The 19,101-nt window shown below is 64.5% G+C and carries 22 protein-coding genes and 1 pseudogene; 17 read left to right on the top strand and 6 right to left on the bottom strand.

The window, feature by feature from the left end; genetic code table 11:
• Nucleotides 1–52: 52 nt before the first annotated feature.
• Complete coding sequence (locus LGY53_RS29380; RefSeq protein ID WP_225729975.1) at nucleotides 53–1,831, top strand: MFS transporter; 1,779 nt, start codon at nucleotides 53–55, stop codon at nucleotides 1,829–1,831.
• A gap of 403 nt (nucleotides 1,832–2,234) precedes the next feature.
• The gene (locus tag LGY53_RS29375) at nucleotides 2,235–4,079 is read left to right on the top strand and encodes an ABC transporter ATP-binding protein/permease (protein ID WP_225729935.1); all 1,845 of its coding nucleotides are present in this window, start codon (nucleotides 2,235–2,237) and stop codon (nucleotides 4,077–4,079) included.
• Nucleotides 4,080–4,083: 4 nt separating this feature from the next.
• Here the strand turns inward: LGY53_RS29375 and LGY53_RS29370 are convergent, their stop codons facing one another.
• The gene (locus LGY53_RS29370) at nucleotides 4,084–6,120 is read right to left on the bottom strand and encodes a M13 family metallopeptidase (RefSeq protein WP_308103011.1); all 2,037 of its coding nucleotides are present in this window, start codon (nucleotides 6,118–6,120) and stop codon (nucleotides 4,084–4,086) included.
• A gap of 272 nt (nucleotides 6,121–6,392) precedes the next feature.
• Here LGY53_RS29370 and LGY53_RS29365 point away from each other — a divergent pair, with 272 nt between their 5' ends.
• From LGY53_RS29365 to LGY53_RS29345, 5 genes are all read left to right on the top strand, one after another.
• Entirely contained in the window at nucleotides 6,393–6,638 is a 246-nt protein-coding gene (locus LGY53_RS29365; protein ID WP_225729934.1) for a hypothetical protein, read from the top strand.
• Nucleotides 6,639–7,041: 403 nt separating this feature from the next.
• On the top strand, nucleotides 7,042–7,410 hold the full coding sequence (gene rplN / locus LGY53_RS29360) for a 50S ribosomal protein L14 (protein ID WP_167472104.1): 369 nt from the start codon (nucleotides 7,042–7,044) through the stop codon (nucleotides 7,408–7,410).
• Between the two features lies 1 nt (nucleotide 7,411).
• Nucleotides 7,412–7,726: a 50S ribosomal protein L24 gene (rplX, locus tag LGY53_RS29355; protein ID WP_167472105.1), complete on the top strand. Its 315-nt coding sequence runs from the start codon at nucleotides 7,412–7,414 to the stop codon at nucleotides 7,724–7,726.
• Nucleotides 7,727–7,728: 2 nt separating this feature from the next.
• On the top strand, nucleotides 7,729–8,295 hold the full coding sequence (rplE, locus tag LGY53_RS29350; RefSeq protein ID WP_225729933.1) for a 50S ribosomal protein L5: 567 nt from the start codon (nucleotides 7,729–7,731) through the stop codon (nucleotides 8,293–8,295).
• A 4-nt stretch (nucleotides 8,296–8,299) separates the two neighbouring features.
• Nucleotides 8,300–8,485, top strand: a complete 186-nt coding sequence (locus LGY53_RS29345; protein WP_167472107.1) for a type Z 30S ribosomal protein S14 — start codon at nucleotides 8,300–8,302, stop codon at nucleotides 8,483–8,485.
• Nucleotides 8,486–8,557: 72 nt separating this feature from the next.
• Here the strand turns inward: LGY53_RS29345 and LGY53_RS29340 are convergent, their stop codons facing one another.
• From LGY53_RS29340 to LGY53_RS29330, 3 genes are all read right to left on the bottom strand, one after another.
• A complete protein-coding gene (locus tag LGY53_RS29340; RefSeq protein ID WP_225729932.1) occupies nucleotides 8,558–8,854 on the bottom strand; it encodes a type II toxin-antitoxin system VapC family toxin in 297 nt (98 codons plus the stop codon).
• Between the two features lie 106 nt (nucleotides 8,855–8,960).
• Nucleotides 8,961–9,215 carry a type II toxin-antitoxin system Phd/YefM family antitoxin gene (locus LGY53_RS29335; RefSeq protein WP_225729931.1) on the bottom strand — a complete coding sequence of 85 codons (255 nt, stop codon included), beginning with the start codon at nucleotides 9,213–9,215 and terminating at the stop codon, nucleotides 8,961–8,963.
• Nucleotides 9,216–9,247: 32 nt separating this feature from the next.
• Nucleotides 9,248–10,408, bottom strand: coding sequence for a diguanylate cyclase (locus LGY53_RS29330; RefSeq protein ID WP_225729930.1), 1,161 nt, complete (start codon nucleotides 10,406–10,408; stop codon nucleotides 9,248–9,250).
• Nucleotides 10,409–10,785: 377 nt separating this feature from the next.
• On the opposite strand from LGY53_RS29330, the gene rpsH reads away from it, so the two are divergent.
• From rpsH to LGY53_RS29280, 10 genes are all read left to right on the top strand, one after another.
• Entirely contained in the window at nucleotides 10,786–11,184 is a 399-nt protein-coding gene (gene rpsH, locus LGY53_RS29325) for a 30S ribosomal protein S8 (RefSeq protein WP_167472110.1), read from the top strand.
• Nucleotides 11,185–11,199: 15 nt separating this feature from the next.
• Nucleotides 11,200–11,739, top strand: a complete 540-nt coding sequence (rplF, locus tag LGY53_RS29320) for a 50S ribosomal protein L6 (RefSeq protein WP_225729929.1) — start codon at nucleotides 11,200–11,202, stop codon at nucleotides 11,737–11,739.
• A 2-nt stretch (nucleotides 11,740–11,741) separates the two neighbouring features.
• Nucleotides 11,742–12,149, top strand: a complete 408-nt coding sequence (gene rplR / locus LGY53_RS29315; RefSeq protein ID WP_225729928.1) for a 50S ribosomal protein L18 — start codon at nucleotides 11,742–11,744, stop codon at nucleotides 12,147–12,149.
• 31 nt (nucleotides 12,150–12,180) lie between these two features.
• Complete coding sequence (rpsE, locus tag LGY53_RS29310) at nucleotides 12,181–12,831, top strand: 30S ribosomal protein S5 (protein WP_225729927.1); 651 nt, start codon at nucleotides 12,181–12,183, stop codon at nucleotides 12,829–12,831.
• 1 nt (nucleotide 12,832) lies between these two features.
• A complete protein-coding gene (gene rpmD, locus LGY53_RS29305) occupies nucleotides 12,833–13,018 on the top strand; it encodes a 50S ribosomal protein L30 (RefSeq protein ID WP_167472114.1) in 186 nt (61 codons plus the stop codon).
• A complete protein-coding gene (gene rplO, locus LGY53_RS29300) occupies nucleotides 13,015–13,458 on the top strand; it encodes a 50S ribosomal protein L15 (RefSeq protein ID WP_167472115.1) in 444 nt (147 codons plus the stop codon). The genes rpmD and rplO overlap by 4 nt, the downstream gene beginning before the upstream one ends.
• 165 nt (nucleotides 13,459–13,623) lie before the next feature.
• Nucleotides 13,624–14,946 carry a preprotein translocase subunit SecY gene (secY, locus tag LGY53_RS29295; protein ID WP_225729926.1) on the top strand — a complete coding sequence of 441 codons (1,323 nt, stop codon included), beginning with the start codon at nucleotides 13,624–13,626 and terminating at the stop codon, nucleotides 14,944–14,946.
• Nucleotides 14,943–15,500 (top strand): adenylate kinase, encoded by a 558-nt coding sequence (locus LGY53_RS29290; RefSeq protein WP_225729925.1) that lies wholly within the window; start codon nucleotides 14,943–14,945, stop codon nucleotides 15,498–15,500. Before secY ends, LGY53_RS29290 begins: the two co-directional genes overlap by 4 nt.
• Nucleotides 15,501–15,506: 6 nt before the next feature.
• Nucleotides 15,507–16,307: a type I methionyl aminopeptidase gene (gene map / locus LGY53_RS29285; protein ID WP_225729924.1), complete on the top strand. Its 801-nt coding sequence runs from the start codon at nucleotides 15,507–15,509 to the stop codon at nucleotides 16,305–16,307.
• 354 nt (nucleotides 16,308–16,661) lie between these two features.
• The gene (locus LGY53_RS29280) at nucleotides 16,662–17,411 is read left to right on the top strand and encodes a DUF6585 family protein (RefSeq protein ID WP_225729977.1); all 750 of its coding nucleotides are present in this window, start codon (nucleotides 16,662–16,664) and stop codon (nucleotides 17,409–17,411) included.
• 356 nt (nucleotides 17,412–17,767) lie between these two features.
• Here the strand turns inward: LGY53_RS29280 and LGY53_RS29275 are convergent.
• Together LGY53_RS29275 and LGY53_RS29270 are read right to left on the bottom strand one after the other, a co-directional pair.
• A pseudogene (locus LGY53_RS29275) lies at nucleotides 17,768–18,142 on the bottom strand (class I SAM-dependent methyltransferase); the annotation flags it as partial.
• A gap of 27 nt (nucleotides 18,143–18,169) precedes the next feature.
• On the bottom strand, nucleotides 18,170–18,640 hold the full coding sequence (locus LGY53_RS29270) for a DNA-directed RNA polymerase subunit beta (protein WP_225729923.1): 471 nt from the start codon (nucleotides 18,638–18,640) through the stop codon (nucleotides 18,170–18,172).
• Nucleotides 18,641–19,101: the final 461 nt, after the last annotated feature.

Below are 19,101 nucleotides of genomic sequence, written 5' to 3'. Positions count from 1 at the left end.
CTAACTATATAGTTTGCTGAGATAATGAATCATTAGGGGCTTCGACGTGACGATTTCAAATGATCTCGACCTCGGTGAGGTTCAGACCATCCGCCGCAGGCTGCGCTACGACCGGGACCACCCGCACTACAAGTGGATCGTCCTGACCAACACCACCCTCGGCATCCTGCTGACCACCATCAACTCCTCGATCCTGCTCATCTCGCTGCCCGCCATCTTCCGCGGCATCGGGCTGAACCCGCTGGAGGCGGGCAACGTCGGCTATCTGCTGTGGATGTTGATGGGCTATCTGCTCGCCACCGCGGTGCTCGTGGTGATGTTCGGCAGGCTCGGCGATATCTACGGACGCGTCCGGGTCTACAACCTGGGCTTCCTGGTTTTCGCGCTGTGCGCGGTCGCGCTGTCCTTCGATCCGCTCCAGGGCGGGGCGGGCGCGCTGTGGATCATCGTGTGGCGCGTCGTCCAGGGCGTCGGCGGCGCGATGCTCACCGCCAACTCCACCGCCATCCTCACCGACGCGTTCCCGGCCAAACAGCGCGGCACCGCGCTCGGCATCAATATGGTTGCGGCCGTTGCCGGTTCATTCCTCGGGCTGCTGATCGGCGGGGTGCTGTCCGAATGGGATTGGCGCGCGGTGTTCTGGGTGAGCGTGCCGATCGGCATCCTCGGCACCGTGTGGTCGTACCGGTCGCTGCACGAGGTCGGCGTGCGTTCCGCGGGCAAGGTCGACTGGGCGGGCACCATCACCTTCGGGCTCGGGCTCACCGCACTGCTCACCGGAATCACCTACGGCATCCAGCCTTACGGCGGACACACCACCGGCTGGACCAGCCCGTGGGTGCTGTCGGCCGTCATCGGCGGGCTCGTATTGCTCGGTGTGTTCTGCGTGGTGGAGTCGAAGGTCGCCCAACCGATGTTCCACCTCGGGCTGTTCCGCAACCGGGCGTTCGGCCTCGGCAACTTCGCCCAACTGATGGTCTCCATCGGCCGCGGCGGCATGCAGTTCATGCTGATCATCTGGCTGCAGGGCATCTGGCTGCCACTGCACGGATTCAGCTTCGAATCGACACCGCTGTGGGCCGGTATCTACCTGCTCCCGCTCACCGTGGGATTCCTGGCGGCGGGCCCACTTTCGGGTTGGCTCTCGGACCGCTACGGGGCCAGGCCGTTCACCACCGGCGGCGCGCTGCTCGCCGGGGTGACCTTCCTGCTGCTGCTCGTCATCCCGGTCGATTTCAACTACTGGCTGTTCGCGCTGATCATCCTGCTCAACGGCATCGGAAGCGGACTGTTCTTCTCGCCCAACACCGCCGCCATCATGTCCAGCGTGCCAGCGGCGCAGCGCGGCGCCGCCTCCGGCATGCGCGGCACGCTGTTCAACGGCGGCAATGCGCTGTCGATGGGAATCTTCTTCTCCCTCATGGTGATCGGCCTGGCCGCCAGCCTGCCCTCGGCCCTGGATTCCGGCCTACGGGCACAAGGGGTTTCGGCGACCGCCGCCGGTGAGGTCGCCGGACTGCCGCCGGTCGGCAGCCTGTTCGCCGCCTTCCTCGGCTACAACCCGATCCAGGAATTGCTCGGCCCCACCGGCGAATTGGCCAAACCGGGCGTCAACGCCGACGCGCTCACCGGCCAGGAATTCTTCCCCCACCTACTCACCGGCCCCTTCCACTCCGGCCTCCTGGTGGTCTTCATCTCCGCCGCCGTCATGATGTTCCTCGCCGCGGCCGCCTCCTACCTCTCCGGCGGCAAATACATCCACGACGAGGACGCCGAACTCGCCGAGGCCGACGAGTTGGCCGCCGCCCGCGTCACCGTAGCCGCGCGCTGACGGCCTCCGGTGTGGCCCGGCGATTTTCGCCGGGCCACACCTGTGTCCGGGGTACGTGGCGCACATTCATCCGGTCGTCCTCTGAATGCGGCTCTAAACGCCTCGTCGCCTATTGCCATACCGGTTGGATGGTCCGCACTGCAACGGATTCCCGCATGGATCAAAGGGCAATATGCACGAGTCGGCATACCGCTATATATATTCCATATCAAATCCGCATCGAGTCGAACCAATTCTGAAAATCGTCCGTGTGCATTACTGTGCGGCGTATTTGCCCGAGCGGGTGGCTCAGACGCCCGGCGCATTTCCGGGAGGTGGCTGGGAATCGGCGTGCGTCGGAGGCGAATTCGCAGGTAGTCGGTTAGACTGCGCGAGCTTTACTGCGAGGGAATCGGGAGACTGCGTGGACGCGTCTAGGGACTGGGGCAACGAACTCTGGGAATCGGCCAAGTGGTTGCTGATCGTATTCTCGATCACCGCGGTGGTATTCACGGTGACCGTCGCGCTGCTGCTCAGATTCACCGTCTGGGGCCGCCAGTTCTGGCTGATATCGGGCGGCTATTTCCGCACCAAAGGCGGTTGGCGGACAATACTTTTCGTCGCCGTGCTGTTGTTCATGACGATCTGGTCGGTTCGCATGGACGTCTTGTTCTCCTACCAGTACAACGACATGTATTCGTCGTTGCAGGACGGCGCCGCGGCCTTGGGAGAGCACGACGGTGGCGCGCTCGACGCCGCGAAGACCGCGTTCTGGAATTCGATCATCGTATTCGCGGTGCTCGCGACCATCCATGTGGTGCGGTCGCTGGCGGACTACTTCATCGGACAGGCCTTCGACATCAGGTGGCGGCTCTGGCTGACCGAGCGGGTAACCACCGACTATCTCGATGGCCAGGCGTTCTATCGGGCTCGGTTCATCGACGACACGATCGACAACCCGGACCAGCGTATTCAGGAAGACATCACCACCTACGTGCAGAACGCGCGGGTGCTGTCGATGGGTGCGGTCAGCGCGGTGGTAGCGATCTTCTCCTTCGCCAAGATCCTCTGGGACCTGTCCGGTCCACTCACGATCGTGGGCACCACCGTTCCACGCGCCGCGGTGTACATGATCCTGCTGTACGTCCTGGTGACCACGGCCATCGCGTTCTGGATCGGTCGACCGCTCATCAAGCTGAACTTCCGCTACCAGCTCGTCACCGCGAACTTCCGTTACGCGCTGATGCGGCTGCGCGACGCGGCCGAAAGCGTCGCCTTCTACCGCGGTGAGGGCGTGGAAAAGCGTGGCCTGATCGGACGATTCGCCGCGGTGATCGGAGCCTACTGGGCCATCGTCTACCGGACGCTGAAGTTCAGCGGTTGGAACCTCGCGGTCAACCAAACCGCGGCGATCGTCCCATTCATGCTGCAGGTCCCGCGCATGTTCGCGGGACAGATCAAGCTCGGTGGCGTGCTGCAGTCGACGCAGGCGTTCACCCAGATCCACTCGTCGCTGTCGTTCTTCCGCGAGAACTACGCGACATTCGCCGAATTCCGTGCCTCGCTCATCCGTCTGGACGGCTTGATCGTCGCCAGCCGCCAGTCCCGTGACCTGCCTCGGGTGTCCGTCGCCGAACTGGATAACGCGCTGGCGCTCGATCGGATCGACGTGCGAAAGCCGGACGGCGAGCTGCTGATCAGCGATCTCAACCTGCGGCTGAACCCCGGTGACGCACTCGTTGTCAAGGGCCCGTCCGGCAGCGGCAAGACCACGCTGCTGCGCGCGCTGGCCGGCATGTGGCCGTATGCCGACGGCGATATCCGGCGTCCGTCGGGCAACGAATCGCTGTTCCTCTCGCAGATCCCGTACCTCCCGCTGGGTGATCTGCGGACGGCGGTGACGTATCCCGCTCAGCCGGAAGATATTTCGGATGATGTACTGCGCGAGACGCTGACCAAGGTGCACCTCGGTCACCTGGTGAACCGCCTGGACGAGGAAGCCGACTGGGCCAAGATCCTGTCCCCGGGTGAGCAGCAGCGAGTCGCGTTCGCGCGGATCCTGCTGCTCAAACCGAAGGCGGTGTTCCTGGACGAGGCCACCTCCGCGGTGGACGAGGGTCTGGAGTACTCGCTCTACGCGCTGGTCCGCAGCGAAGCGCCGCAGACCATGCTGTTCAGCGTCGCCCACCGCAGCACCGTCGACGTCCACCACACCGCCCGCCTCGAGCTGTCCGGCGACGGGCCGTGGAGCCTCGAACCGACCGCGTAACGCGTCAGAGGGCGACGCGCTGATCCTGCGACAGGAACAGTTTGTCGCCCTCTTCGACACCGAAAGCCGTATAGAACTCGGCGATATTGCGCACCACCTGGTTGCAGCGGAACTCGTCCGGTGAATGCGTATCGTTGAGCAGGCTCTCGGTGTACTGCTTGGTCTGCGCGGAGCGCCAGTTGCGGGCCCACGACTGGAATACCGGTCGATAGTCGGGAACGTCGACGCCCCTACGCTTTTCGGCGCTGCGGAACGCGGCCAGCGAGATCAGCAGCCCGCGCAGGTCGGCGAGGTTTTCCCCGACGGTGAGTTCGCCGTTGACGTGCTGTTCCGGCGGCAATCCCTCGGGCACGAGCGCGTTGTACTGATCGATGAGTTGCTTGGTCTTCGCCTGGAATGCCGCCTTGTCCTCCGGCGTCCACCAGTCCTTCAGGTTGCCTTCGCCATCGAATTGCGAACCCTGGTCGTCGAATCCGTGGCCGATCTCGTGGCCGATCACCGCGCCGCCCGCGCCGTAGTTCACCGCGGGTTCCGCACCCGGGTCGAAGAACGGTGGCTGCAGGAAGGCGGCCGGGAAGACGATCTCGTTACCGCTCGGGTTGTACGAGGCGTTGACGGTCTGCGGCGTCATACCCCATTCGGATTTGTCGACCGGCGTGCCGAGCCGCCCGAACATCCGCCGCGCCCCGAATTCGTTTATCGCGCAAATGGATTCGATCAACTTGCCGCGGGTGACGGTCAGCTTCGAGTAGTCCTCCCATTTGTCGGGATAGCCTATCTTGGGGTTGATCTTCGCCAACTTCGCGATGGCGGCGGAGCGGGTCGCGGGCGTCATCCACGAGGAGTTCTGGAAGTTGTCCCGGTAGGCGGCCATGAGATCGGCGACCATCTCCTTGGCGCGATCCTTCGCCGACTGTGGGAAATGCTTTGCCACATAAAGCTTTCCGAGCTGTTCGCCGAGGTAGGCATCGACCGTGCTCACCGCGACCTTCCACTGTTCGGGGCGCTGTTGCAGCCCGTTCATCACCTTGCCGACGAATTCGAAGTTCGCGTCCGCTATGTCCTTCTTCAGTTGCGGTGCGAACTCGCGCACCAGAGCCAACTTCAGATATTCGCGCCAGACGGCGATGTCGACCTCGTCCCACAGCTGCCCCGCGGCCGTCATGAAGGACGGTTCGGCCACCTGCACCGTGGCGAACAACTCCTTCGGCCGGTCGGTATTGCCGATCAACCATCGATCCCAATCGAATTGCGGTGCCAGCGCGGTCAATTCGGCCCAGCTGTGCAGGTTGTAGCTGGCGTTGACATCGCGCAGCCGGACGTTGTCCCAGAACGCGGCCGCGATCCTGGTCTCCAGATCCACCACCCGCCCGGCCAGCGCGGCCGGGTCCGGAAATCCGGCGCCGGTGGCGCAGCGTTCCATGAAAACCCGGTAGGCGGCGAACTTTTCGGCGTATTCGGGTTTGTGGTAGTGCTGCTCGCCCAGCCCGAGACCGCTCTGGGAGACTATCGGCAGATAGGCATTGGAATTCTTCGCGTCGACCGCGACCGCCAGACCGATCAGGCCGACGCCGGGCAGCGCGCCCATCACCTCGGCCAGGTCGGCCTTCGTCGCGGCGCCGTCGATCTTCGCGAACAGACCATGTAGCGGCGTCATACCGAGCTTTTCGATCTGGTCGAGATCCATACGCGCGTCGAACAGGTCACGGATCTGCTGCGCCTCGGTGCCCGGCTTCGGATCCTTGATGCCGTCGATGATCTCGCGGAGCTGACCCTCGATCCGGTCGCCCACCTCGTCGAAGGTGCCGAACGACACCTTGTCGGGCGGCAGCTTGTATTCGCGCAGCCACTTGCCGTTGACATTGCGATAGAGATCGTCCTGCGGCCGGACCGCCGGATCGACACCGGACAGATCAGGGCCCGTCAACGGTTTCGGATCGGCTTTGGAGCAGGCGGGCAACAGGGCTGCGGCGGGCGCCAATCCCATTGCCATCAGGAACCTGCGGCGGTCGAGCGGGAATGGTCGCTCAGACGCGGTCAACTCGAATCTCCTCCGTAGTCTTCGAACGTTTGCTCGGGTCTCGACCCGATCGACGTTACTGGAGCGGACCGGCGAACCGCCGAACCCGAGAGCCGAATACGATCAGCGGGATTCCAGCGGAGCGAGCTCCGGATACTTGGCGGCGAGCCCGAATTCCCTTGCGTCTTCGACGGTTTCCGGGATGATCGCCCTGCGGTCCACGGCGAATCGCACGCGGGGAATGACCAGCACAACTCGTTGAACAGTCGATCGCTCTCGGCGCAATCGGGGAGGTGCAGCCCGACGAAGACGCTGAGCGTCCGGCGATCGCCTGGGTCGGTATCCGGGTGCGTATCGCGCCACTGCAGATCGAGCCGTGGATTCCGGCGAGCGCTTTCGCCGTAGCGGGTGTGCCAGGCGAGCGCCGGTATGTTTCGCGCCCGCTCCCGGACAAGGCCGTCGACGGTTTCGGCCAGCGCGGCGATCTCGGATCGCGTGGTGAACACCCGGAATTCGAATTCCTGAATATAAGGGCATAATTCGCCCGCGAAATTCCAAGCCGATCCGGAAATTGGTGATCTTGATTGCGTTTTCCCGAGTGGGCCAATTGATATGGCAGTTCTGGCAGTACGTGGCAGAGTGTGCGCGGTGCTCTCACGCGCCTCGGCTTCGCATCCCGCGGCGTTCGATGCGAGCGCGTGGCGTGCTGCGGGAGCGCGGGACGACCCCGATTTTGTGGTGACCTGGGCGTTCTCGTACACTAGACCGGTTGCCTGCGGGAGCTTTGCCCGCAATCCGGCCGCGAACCCCCAGTGGTTCGGTTCAGCTTCTCGTCGAACCGAAGGATATCCGCTGGCAGGCGCGCGTTCGGTGGGCAACTGACCATGCCCGTCGGGTCGGCAATCCGGCGTGCGTTTCGTCCAGGTCTAGGAGGATGCTGAAGTGATTCAGCAGGAGTCGCGACTGCGCGTCGCCGACAACACGGGTGCGAAGGAGATTCTCTGCATCCGCGTTCTCGGTGGTTCGTCGCGTCGCTATGCCGGTATCGGCGACATCATCGTCGCTACCGTGAAGGACGCCATCCCCGGCGCCAACGTCAAGAAGGGCGACGTCGTCAAGGCGGTCGTCGTGCGCACCGTCAAGGAGCGCCGCCGTCCGGACGGCTCGTACATCAAGTTCGATGAGAACGCGGCCGTGCTCATCAAGGCGGACAACGATCCGCGCGGCACCCGCATCTTCGGCCCGGTCGGCCGCGAACTGCGCGAGAAGAAGTTCATGAAGATCGTTTCGCTTGCCCCGGAGGTGCTCTGACATGAAGGTGCACAAGGGCGATACCGTGCTCGTCATCTCGGGCAAGGACAAGGGTGCCAAGGGCAAGGTCATCCAGGCCTACCCGAAGGAGAACCGGGTTCTTGTCGAGGGCGTGAACCGGATCAAGAAGCACGTCGCGAACTCCGCCAACCAGCGCGGCGCCTCCTCGGGCGGCATCGTGACCCAGGAAGCCCCGATCCACGTTTCCAACGTGATGGTCGTCGACTCCGATGGCAAGCCGGCCCGTATCGGCTACCGGACCGACGAGAACGGCAAGCGGGTCCGGATCTCCCGTAAGAACGGGAAGGACATCTGATCATGACCACCACTGAAAACAAGATCCAGCCGCGCCTGAAGACTCGCTACCGCGAGGAGATCAAGGACGCGCTGAACAAGGAATTCAACTACGCCAACGTGATGCAGATCCCGGGCGTGGTGAAGGTCGTCGTGAACATGGGTGTCGGCGACGCCGCCCGCGACGCCAAGCTGATCAACGGCGCCGTCAACGACCTGGCGCTGATCACCGGCCAGAAGCCGGAGATCCGCAAGGCGACCAAGTCGATCGCGCAGTTCAAGCTGCGTGAGGGCATGCCGATCGGTGCGAAGGTCACCCTGCGCGGCGACCGCATGTGGGAGTTCCTGGACCGGCTGGTGTCCATCGCGCTGCCCCGTATCCGGGACTTCCGTGGCCTGTCGCCGAAGCAGTTCGACGGCAACGGCAACTACACCTTCGGCCTGAGCGAGCAGTCGATGTTCCACGAGATCGACGTGGACCGGATCGACCGCCCGCGTGGTATGGATATCACCGTGGTGACCACCGCGACCAACAACGAAGAAGGCCGCGCCCTGCTCAAGCACCTCGGCTTCCCGTTCAAGGAGAACTGAGCACATGGCTAAGAAATCCCTGGTCAACAAGGCCAACGCCAAGCCGAAGTTTGCGGTGCGTGCCTACACCCGCTGCCAGCGTTGCGGTCGCCCGCACGCCGTCTACCGCAAGTTCGGCCTGTGCCGCGTGTGCCTGCGTGAAATGGCGCACCGCGGCGAGCTGCCGGGCGTGCACAAGAGCTCCTGGTGAGTTCAGCCTCCCTGTGAGGCAATGAAATAGCGAAACAAGGACCCGGGCCTGCGCTCGGGTCCTTGTGCTGTTTCACACCGGTACGACGGTGAGCAGTTGATCAAGCCCTCGGAAATCGTCCGCGTTGCGGGTGAACAGCGGGAGATCGTTGACCGACGCAATTGCCGCGATCATCAGATCCATTTTGCGTGGTTTGGGGTTTCGTCCGCCGATTGCGATCAGGTTTGCCATGGTCATGAATCGCCGTGCAGCCGTGTCGGTAAAGGGGAGTGCGTCGAAGACGTGCTCGATCTCCAGCATTTGTTCGGTACGCAATGTCAGTATTTCCGGCGAACCGGCGAGAGCGACGCCCAGACCCAATTCGGCCACCGTTATGGTGCTTATTTTCGGCTGTATCGGTAGTTGGGTGTCGTCGACGGTGTCGATATCGATGAGGACGCAGGTATCGAGCAGTCCCTCTGGAAACCGGCCGCGCTCAGTCATCGAGACGGTCTTCGCCGAAAGCTGCGTCGATTTCTGCCCGCAGTTCCGCGCCGCTACCCGCTCCGGCGAAGCGGGCCATCCGCGCCTTGAGCTCCGTGGTCGTGATATCCCGTCGTCGCTTGATCGGGCGCAGCTCACCAACCGGCCGCCCGTTGCGGGTGATGACGAAATCCTCACCGGCTTCCAGTGCGTCCATCACACCCGCGCTGCCGTTACGCAGGTCGGCCTGGCTGATCGTGGTTGTCATAGCCCGAGGATAGCAACGGATGCTATACGATGCTATGGCGTCGGCGGTCGATCGAGGAGAATCGGGACGGGGCCGGCCGGCGGAACGCGAATCGAAACGGCCTTCGGATGGCCGGTCGCACCGGCGAACACAACCGTGTTGCCGCCCAACCGTTTCGCGCGATACATCGCGGAATCGGCCGCGCGGAGCAGGCGGTGGTAGGTGAGTTCGGTGAAGGGGTCGTCGGCGGTGTCGATGGTGGTGATGCCGATGCTCGCGGTGACCGTGACGGGCAGGCCGGGCATGGCCTCGATGGAACGGCGCAATTGTTCGCCGACATCGGCGATTTCGCCGCGCAGGTAGCCGACGATGACGAATTCCTCACCGCCGGTGCGGGCGATGAGGGCGTCGAAATCGACTGCGGTGCGCAGGCATTGGGCGGTTCTGGCGAGTACCTCGTCGCCGAATGAGTGGCCGAAGGTGTCGTTGACCGTTTTGAAACGGTCGAGGTCGAGCATGGCGATGTAGATCGTCCGGTCCCGGCAGCGGCCGAGGCGCGCCGTCAGATAGGAGTCGAGCCCGCGGCGGTTCAGCAGCATGGTGAGTGGATCGGTCAGGGCGTCGACTCGCAGTATCCAGTTACAGAACTGCACGAACGGCAGGATGACCCCCATCACCACGAACAGGACCAGCACGATCGAAAGGCCCATGGCGATGCTCTCCCGCCCGTGCCCGGTCGATTCGGCCTGTGGCAGTAGGCCGGTCGCGATCATGACCGCGAGCATGATGCTGGCCAGCAGCGACCAGCCGACGTGCAGCGCCAGGATTCGCGGGCCGTGGAAGACGGTCACGTACCCGCCCATCGCCATCAGCAGCACGATGCCGAGCACCCCTATGACGCGATCGTGGACCAGGACGTTGTTCGCGGCGGCGTCGAGGTCGAACAGCGCGATCCAGACCAGTGATTCGGTCTCCCGCGGCCACGGCAGAAACCACCAGCGAACCGTCCATATGCCCGCGACGGTGGCCTCGGCGATGCCCTGAACCGGACCCATCGCCTCGTCCTGCGCTATCGCGGCCAGAATCGCGATGAGCAGCATCACGATGCCGCCCGCCCCGAGCATGAACTTGAATCGACCGAGCGCGCCGTGCGACCGCAGGGTCTCGACCAGCCAGCCGTAATCGACCCGGTCGCGCCACCAGGTTCGGAACATCGAGCGACTGTCGGTCAACGAGCTACCGCCTCGTGTCGGTACCGGACTCGAGCGTCTATCTGTAACCGGTCGTGCATATCGGACGTTATGGCGGTAGCTCATCACACGCAATGTGAGATCGTCCATACGCGACCCGGATTTGGTCGCTGCCTGCGGCTTGTCTACACTGAACCGGTTGCTCGGGCACAGTTGTGTCCGCATGAGCCCGGTGTGCGCACCGGGTCGCGGACGGTCCGGGCACTGAGAACTCGCATGAGAACTCAATCCGGTCGGCAAATGCCGGCCGGGCCATCCGAATTGTTGTAGGCCCACGATCGGCACCGTGCTGTGCCGGTGCTGTATGGGAACCGCAGCGAGAAAGGTGTCTAGGTCGAACCATGACCATGACTGATCCGATCGCAGACTTCCTCACACGTCTGCGCAACGCCAACTCGGCGTACCACGATCAGGTGAAGGCTCCGCACTCGAAGCTCAAGGCGAATATCGCCGAGATCCTCAAGCGCGAGGGCTACATCGCCGACTACCGGACCGAGGACGCGCAGGTGGGCAAGACCCTCGTCGTCGACCTCAAGTACGGTCCGAGCCGCGAGCGCAGCCTCGCCGGCGTGCGCCGGGTTTCGAAGCCCGGTCTGCGTGTGTACGCGAAGTCCACCAACCTGCCCAAGGTGCTGGGCGGCCTCGGCGTGGCCATCATCTCCACGTCGCAGGGCCTGCTCACCGACCGTCAGGCAGCCAAGCAGGGCGTGGGCGGCGAAGTCCTCGCCTACGTCTGGTAAGGGAGGTCAGGACTAATGTCGCGTATTGGCAAGCAGCCCATCGCAATCCCGTCCGGCGTCGATGTGACCATCGACGGCCGGCAGGTGCAGGTGAAGGGCCCCAAGGGCACGCTGTCCCACATCGTCGCCGAGCCGATCACCGTCGGTAAGAACGACGAGGGCAAGCTCGAGGTCACCCGTCCCGACGACGAGCGCAAGAGCCGCTCGCTGCACGGCCTGACCCGCACGCTCATCTCGAACATGATCGTCGGCGTCACCCAGGGCTACGAGAAGAAGCTCGAGATCGCCGGCGTCGGTTACCGTGTCGCGCTCAAGGGCCAGAACCTCGAATTCGCGCTCGGGTACAGCCACCCGATCGTTTCGGAGCCGCCGCAGGGCATCACCTTCGCCGTGGAATCGCCCACCAAGTTCTCGGTGGCCGGTATCGACAAGCAGCTGGTCGGCGAGGTCGCCGCCAACATCCGCAAGTACCGCAAGCCGGAGCCGTACAAGGGCAAGGGCATCCGGTACGCCGGCGAGGTCGTTCGCCGCAAGGTCGGAAAGACGGGTAAGTGATCATGGCGCAAACCGAAAACCAGAAGGCCAAGCGCATCCCGCTGGGCAAGGACGTCTCGACGCAGCGTCGTCTGTCCAAGGCGCGCCGTCACTTCCGTCTGCGCAAGAAGGTCGTCGGCACCACCGAGCGTCCGCGTCTGGTGGTCAACCGCTCCTCGCGGCACCTGCACGCGCAGCTCGTCGACGACTCGCTCGGCAAGACCATCGCCGCCGCCTCCAGCATCGAGGCCGATGTGCGCGCGCTGGACGGCGACAAGACCGCCAAGGGCAAGAAGGTCGGCGAGCTGCTCGCCGCCCGCGCCAAGGCGGCCGGTGTCGATGCCGTCGTGTTCGACCGTGGTGGCCACGACTACCACGGCCGCATCGCCGCACTGGCCGATGCCGCTCGCGAAGGTGGGTTGAAGTTCTGATGATCAAGATTGCTAACGGAAGGAACGTCTGATGCCGGGACGTCAGAGGCGTGACGGCGGAAACGGACCCGCCGGACAGAATGGCAACGCGCCCGAGGGTGGCCGCGAGAACCGTCGCGGTGGCGGCGATCGTCGCGGCGGCGGCGACCGCAGGGATAACGCGGCCGAGAAGAACCAGCTCGAGCGCGTCGTCGCGATCAACCGCGTCTCCAAGGTCGTCAAGGGTGGTCGGCGCTTCAGCTTCACCGCCCTGGTGATCGTCGGCGACGGCAACGGTCTGGTCGGCGTCGGCTACGGCAAGGCCAAGGAAGTTCCCGCGGCCATCCAGAAGGGTGTCGAGGAGGCTCGCAAGGGCTTCTTCCGCGTCCCGATGATCGGCTCGACCATCACCCATCCGGTGCAGGGCGAGGCGGCGGCCGGTGTGGTCATGCTGCGCCCGGCTTCCCCGGGTACCGGTGTTATCGCCGGTGGCGCCGCCCGTGCCGTGCTGGAATGCGCTGGCATTCACGACATTCTGGCCAAGTCGCTCGGTAGCGACAACGCGATCAACGTCGTGCACGCGACCGTCGCCGCGCTCAAGCAGCTGCAGCGTCCCGAAGAGGTGGCGGCCCGTCGCGGTCTGTCCATCGAGGACGTTGCTCCGGCTGGCATGCTGCGTGCGCGTGCCGGACAGGGAGTCTGATATGGCACAGCTGAAGATCACCCAGATCAAGAGCACGATCGGTGCCAAGGCTAATCAGCGGGAGTCGTTGCGCACGCTCGGCCTGCGCAAGATCCGGCAGAGCGTGGTCCGGGAGGACAACGCGCAGAACCGCGGACTGGTCAACGTCGTGCGCCACCTCGTGGAAGTTGAGGAGCTCAACGCATGACCATCAAACTGCACCATCTGCGTCCGGCCCCGGGCGCGAAGACCGAGAAGATCCGCGTCGGCCGCGGTGAGGGCTCGAAGGGTAAGACCGCCGGTCGCGGTACCAAGGGCACCAAGGCACGCAAGAACGTGCCCGCCCGCTTCGAGGGTGGGCAGATGCCGCTGCACATGCGGCTGCCCAAGCTCAAGGGCTTCACGAACCCGTTCCGGACGGAATACCAGGTCGTGAACGTCGGCCGGATCGCCGAGCTGTTCCCCGAGGGCGGCACGGTCGGCAAGGCCGAGCTGGTCGCCGCCGGCGCCGTTCGCAAGAACGAGCTGGTGAAGGTCCTCGGCGACGGTGAGATCGGTGTCGCGGTCCAGGTGACCGTCGACAAGGTGACCGGCTCCGCCAAGGAGAAGATCACCTCGGCCGGTGGCACCGTCACCGAGCTGGGCTGACGGTACGCTCTAATCTAAGTGGCACCGGATGAGTGAAGAGCTCATCCGGTGCCACTGTTAGAGTTCTATTGTTGTCTGCCAAGCCTCGTCATGGTTTTCAGCACCCCTCTTTCGGACATGCTGAAAATATCCATGTCATGACCATGTCGTTCGCCAGGAGGATCTGTGCTTTCCGCCTTCGTATCGGCCTTCCGGACTCCGGACTTACGGCGGAAGATTCTCTTCACGCTGGGGCTGCTCGCGCTGTACCGGGTTGGTGCCACGCTGCCGTCTCCCGGCGTCGACTACAAAAGCGTCCAGGACTGTATCGCGCAGATTTCCGGCGGTGACAACGCCGGTATCTACCAGCTGATCAACCTGTTCTCCGGTGGTGCGCTGCTGCAGCTGTCGGTTTTCGCGATCGGCATCATGCCCTACATCACCGCGAGCATCATCATCCAGCTGCTCACGGTCGTCATCCCGCGGTTCGAGGAACTGCGTAAAGAGGGCCAGTCCGGCCAGAACAAGATGACGCAGTACACCAGGTATCTGTCGATCGCGCTGGCGATTCTGCAGGCCACCGGTCTGGTGGCGCTGGCGGCGCGCAAACAGCTGCTGCAGGGCTGCCCCAAGGACATCCTGGCCGACACCAGCATCTTCGGCATGGTCATCATCGTGCTGGTGATGACGGCGGGCGCGGCGCTCGTCATGTGGTTCGGCGAGCAGATCACCGAGCGCGGCATCGGAAACGGCATGTCGCTGTTGATCTTCGCCGGTATCGCGGCGCGTATCCCGTCCGAGGGCAAGAACATTCTGGACAACCGCGGCGGGCTGATCTTCGGCTTGGTGTGCGTCGCGGCGTTCGCGATCATCTCCGGCGTCATCTTCGTCGAGCAGGGCCAGCGCCGGATTCCGGTGCAGTACGCCAAGCGCGTCGTCGGCCGCAAGATGTACGGCGGGTCGTCGACCTACCTACCCTTGAAGGTCAACCAGGCCGGCGTTATCCCGGTGATCTTCGCGTCCTCGCTGCTGTACCTGCCGAATCTGATCGCTCAGCTCACCGGCGGGCGTACCAACGCCAATCCGAGCTGGTGGCAGGAGTTCATTCAGAAATACCTGGTGAATCCGGGCAATCCGGCCTATATCGCGATCTACTTCGGTTTGATCGTGTTCTTCACCTACTTCTATGTCGCGATCACCTTCAATCCGGAGGAACGCGCCGACGAAATGAAGAAGTTCGGCGGCTTCATTCCCGGCTACCGCCCCGGTAAGCCGACCGCGGACTATCTCAACTTCGTCCTGAGCCGCATCACCCTCCCCGGCTCCATCTACCTCGGTCTTGTCGCGGTCCTGCCGAATCTTTTCCTGGATATCGGCGCCTCCGGTAACAACCAGAACCTCCCCTTCGGCGGTACCTCGGTGCTGATCTTGGTGAGTGTCGGTTTGGATACCGTTAAGCAGATCGAGAGCCAGCTGATGAATCGAAATTACGAAGGGTTCCTCAAGTGAGAGTTGTACTGCTCGGTCCGCCGGGTGCCGGCAAGGGCACCCAGGCCGTCCTGCTGTCGGAAAAGCTGGGCGTCCCGCACATCTCCACCGGGGACCTGTTCCGCGCGAACATCAGCCAGCAGACCCCGCTGGGTCGCGAGGCGCAGAAGTACCTGGACGCGGGCAATCTGGTGCCAAGCGATGTGACGAACCGGATGGTCGAGGCGCGCATCGCCGAACCGGATGCGGCCAACGGTTTCATCCTCGACGGCTACCCGCGCACCATCGACCAGGCGGAGGCGCTGGAGAAGATCCTCAAGGAGTCCGGGCACGAGCTCGACGGCGTCGTTTCGTTCGAGGTCCCCGAGGACATCCTGGTCGAGCGCCTGCTGCACCGCGGTAAGACCAGCGGCCGCTCCGACGACACCGAGGATGTCATCCGCAACCGGCAGCGAGTGTACCGCGAGGAGACCGAGCCGCTGCTCGACCACTACGACGGCCTGGTCGTCACGGTGGACGGCGTCGGCGAGGTCGAAGAGGTCAACGCCCGCGCGCTGCACGCGCTGGGCCGCTGAGCTCCGATGGTCTTCGGCCGGAAGAACAAGAAGGTGGTGCCGTTCCGCACCGCCGGTGAACTCGACGCCATGGCGGCCGCCGGTGCGGTCGTCGGTCGTGCGCTGGTCGCGGTGCGCGCCGCGGCCAAACCGGGCGTTTCGACGGCGGAACTCGACGAGGTCGCCGAACAGGTGATCCGGGACGCGGGCGCGGTGCCGTCCTTCAAGGGCTATCACGGATTCCCGGCGTCGATCTGCTCCTCGGTGAACGATCGTGTGGTGCACGGGATTCCGTCGGCGGAGGAGATCCTCGCCGAGGGCGATCTGGTGTCCATCGACTGCGGTGCGATCCTCGACGGCTGGCACGGCGATTCGGCATGGACCTTCGGTGTCGGCGCCATCATCGAGGCCGACCGGCTGTTGAGCGAGGCCACCAAGCTGTCGATGGAGGCCGGGATCGAGGCCATGCTGCCCGGCAACCGGCTCACCGATGTCTCCCACGCCATCGAACTCGGCACCCGCGCCGCCGAGCGGCAGCACGGCCGCGCGTACGGCATCGTCGACGGCTACGGCGGCCATGCGATCGGCCGGGAAATGCATATGGATCCGTTCCTGGCCAACGAGGGCGATCCGGGTAAGGGCCCGCGGCTCGTGGTCGGTTCGGTGCTCGCCATCGAGCCGATGCTGACCTTGGGCACCACGAAAACGCAGGTGCTCGGCGACGATTGGACCGTGGTGACAACGGATGGTTCGCGCGCCGCGCACTGGGAGCACACGGTCGCGGTCACCGAGGACGGTCCGCGCATCCTCACGCCCCGCCCGGAGTAACCACATTTCGGGTCGGCAGGGTGACCCGGTTGCCTACGTTTTGCGGTAGCACGTCGCGCGGCGAGGAGCCGATGCGCGCCGACGCCGCTGTGCGGTCGATCTCGCCGCGACGTTAGACGGCGATACCCAGCTCTGCTGGATCGGTGCGTCGATCCTTTCACCCGCGTCCGGTGCGATCCGACGATTCCGGTCGCTGTTTCGACGATGTGCTCAGCGTAGGTCGGGCGCGGGGGCGCTCACGCGAGTAGGAACTACTCGAATCCCGTTGGGCGAACCGGAAATACTTACGCATTCCGCGTAGGGGTTCCGTCAAGGGAGGTGCCGGATACTCTTGCGCGCTGCGACCATAGGGTGATGCGCCGCTCCGACCTATGTCTAGAGGATCTGGGCGGGCTGCGCGGAACCTATCTGCCGGTGCCCGCGGATTGGCGGCAGTTCCGGCTCGCCGGTATCGCGACGGCGGCGAGCTGCGTCGTCATGCTCGTGGCGCTGGCGGGCCGGGCATATCCGTTGGCGCTGATCGCCGCCGCATTCGCGTTGCTGGTGGGTGGGCGGCTCGCCTGGGCGGCCGGTCGCCTGCGCGTGTTGGCCGGGCGCAATCGCGGGTCGCGGCTGGAGTTGTACGAGCGCGGGTTCGTCGTCGTATTCGGTGGCCGGGTCCGTACCTTCCGCTACGGTGCGGCGACGGTGCGGGAACAGGCCGCGCGGCGCTCGTATGTGTGCTCCGGTGATGCGGGGGATCCGGTGATTCTGCGGCGCGGGTTCGAGCGGCAGCACGTGTGGGGCGCCGAGATCCGGCGCGGGGTGGCGCGAGCCCAGGTGCCGAGGGCATTGGCGGCGCTGAATGCCGGGCAGCGGCTCGAATTCGGTGAAATCTGGGTCACCGCAAGGGATATCGGCGTCGGCGGGGAGCGGGCGGCCTGGGCCGACGTCACCGAGTTCACGGTGCGTTCCGCGCTGCTGATCGTGCGGGTCCGGGACCGGGCGCGACCGCTGATCGCCGAGGCGGTCGCTGAGGTGCCGAATATGTGTGTGCTCCAACTACTTTCGGAGCACCTGCGCCAGTTGGGCCGGGTGCGGATCACCCAGGTGACCAGCGGGTAGTCGAATTCGCCCCGCGCGGTCTCCGGGTTGGTGCGCAGGTACTCGGTGATGCGGTCGAGTAGTTCGGTGCGTTCCGCATCCGAGATCACCAGGGTGTGCGAATGCGTTCCGATTGTCGCGGTGAGGGTTTCGGCGGTGCGCCGGTGCGCGTGCGGGAAGTCGGCGCGCTCGAATTCCGCGAACAGTGGATGGCTGGGCAGTTTGCCGTCACCCGGTTCGAACGATGCGCTGGACCGGGAGACCCGCTGCAGCCCGGCGACCCAGTCGACGTCGAGGTCATCGGTGTTCCAGAACGCCGCGAGCACTCCGCCGGGGCGCAGCACCCGCGCGATCTCCGGGAACGCGCGCTCTTGATCGAACCAGTGCAGCGCCTGCCCGACGGCGACGGCGTCGACCGAATTGTCCGGCAGCGGAACGGCTTCGGCGACGGCACGGCAGGCGGTGATGCCGGGATGTCTGCGGACCAGTTCGGCGAGCATCTCCGCATCCGGTTCGACGGCGATGACCGATGCGCCCGCGGCGAGCAGACCCGCCGTCAGCTTTCCGGTGCCCGCGCCGAGATCGACGACGACGGGCGCGTTCGACGTGTCGAGCGGCTCCAACGCCCAGCGGATACCGGCCAGCGGGTAGTCGGGCCGGTGTTCGTGGTAGGTGGCGGCGTGTGGGCCGAAGGACTTGGCGCGTCGGGCACGTAGGTCCGTGCTGCTCGCCGGTTCGTCGAATGGGCCCATGCGGTCAACCGTATCTATTCGGCGCGATCAGGCCGAGATCGGCTGTCGCGGTGTCGCTGTGCAGGCGCGGACGGTTTCGATCACCTCGAGGCCGGACGGCCGGAAGGAATCGCGCGGCGAGACCACCCACTGCCGGTAGCCGGTTTGTGCGTCGGCCGGTGACGGCAGCGCGATTTCGCCGCCGATCGGGACGATCGAGACGTTGTGGCGGAACAGTTCGGCGAACAGTTGCACATCGTCGCTGATATCCGGGCGGATCAGGAAGGTCCAACGGCCGGAGCGGACGTGGGAAATGATTGGCCCCAAGGTGTTTCGGCGGCGCAGCAGGTCATCGCGAACGCGTTGGCCGAGTGGGGCGGGCATGGTGATCGCGCCGACCGCACCCGCTTTGACCACGATCCGCCCGACCTCGGGGTGGATGCCGGCGGGGAGTCCGCAGGTGCGCCGATAGAACGCGCATCTGGTGGTGGGTGTGTCGGCGAAAGCCAATTGGTCCATGGGTGAAGCCTCGACTCACATCGTTCGTTGGTGCTGCGCCGAGCCGATGTGGACGTGACCGTATGGTGCGCAACGCTGTCACGGCTCTGTCCAGGCGCATACCAAGTAGACCATCTCGAGCCATCTGTCAGGAAGGTTCAGTGCTTTTTGTTCATGTGAAAAATACTCTCGCGGGACATTTGTTCGGAACGCGAAAATGCTTGTGCCACTTAATGATTCGAATGTGCTACCGGTATGGTGCACAGAGGCTATGCGCCGACCGGTCGGTATTTTTGAACTCAATCAGACCGGTGTGTGGGCGAAAAGTGGTGGCGCTGATGAACTTTACGCACATCTGACCTGCGAGAACGCGGCGTGACCAGCGCGGTCGTCATTGTTCGATGATGTCGACATGATCGAAAGGTGATCTAAAATGATGAGTTTCGGCCTACTGCCTTAGAATGGCGTCTTGGTCTGTCTTG

This window comes from Nocardia sp. JCM 34519.1, assembly GCF_020361265.1.
In the GTDB taxonomy this organism is placed as follows: Bacteria; Actinomycetota; Actinomycetes; order Mycobacteriales; family Mycobacteriaceae; genus Nocardia; species Nocardia arthritidis_A.
This window is presented reverse-complemented; position numbering and strand designations above follow the sequence as displayed.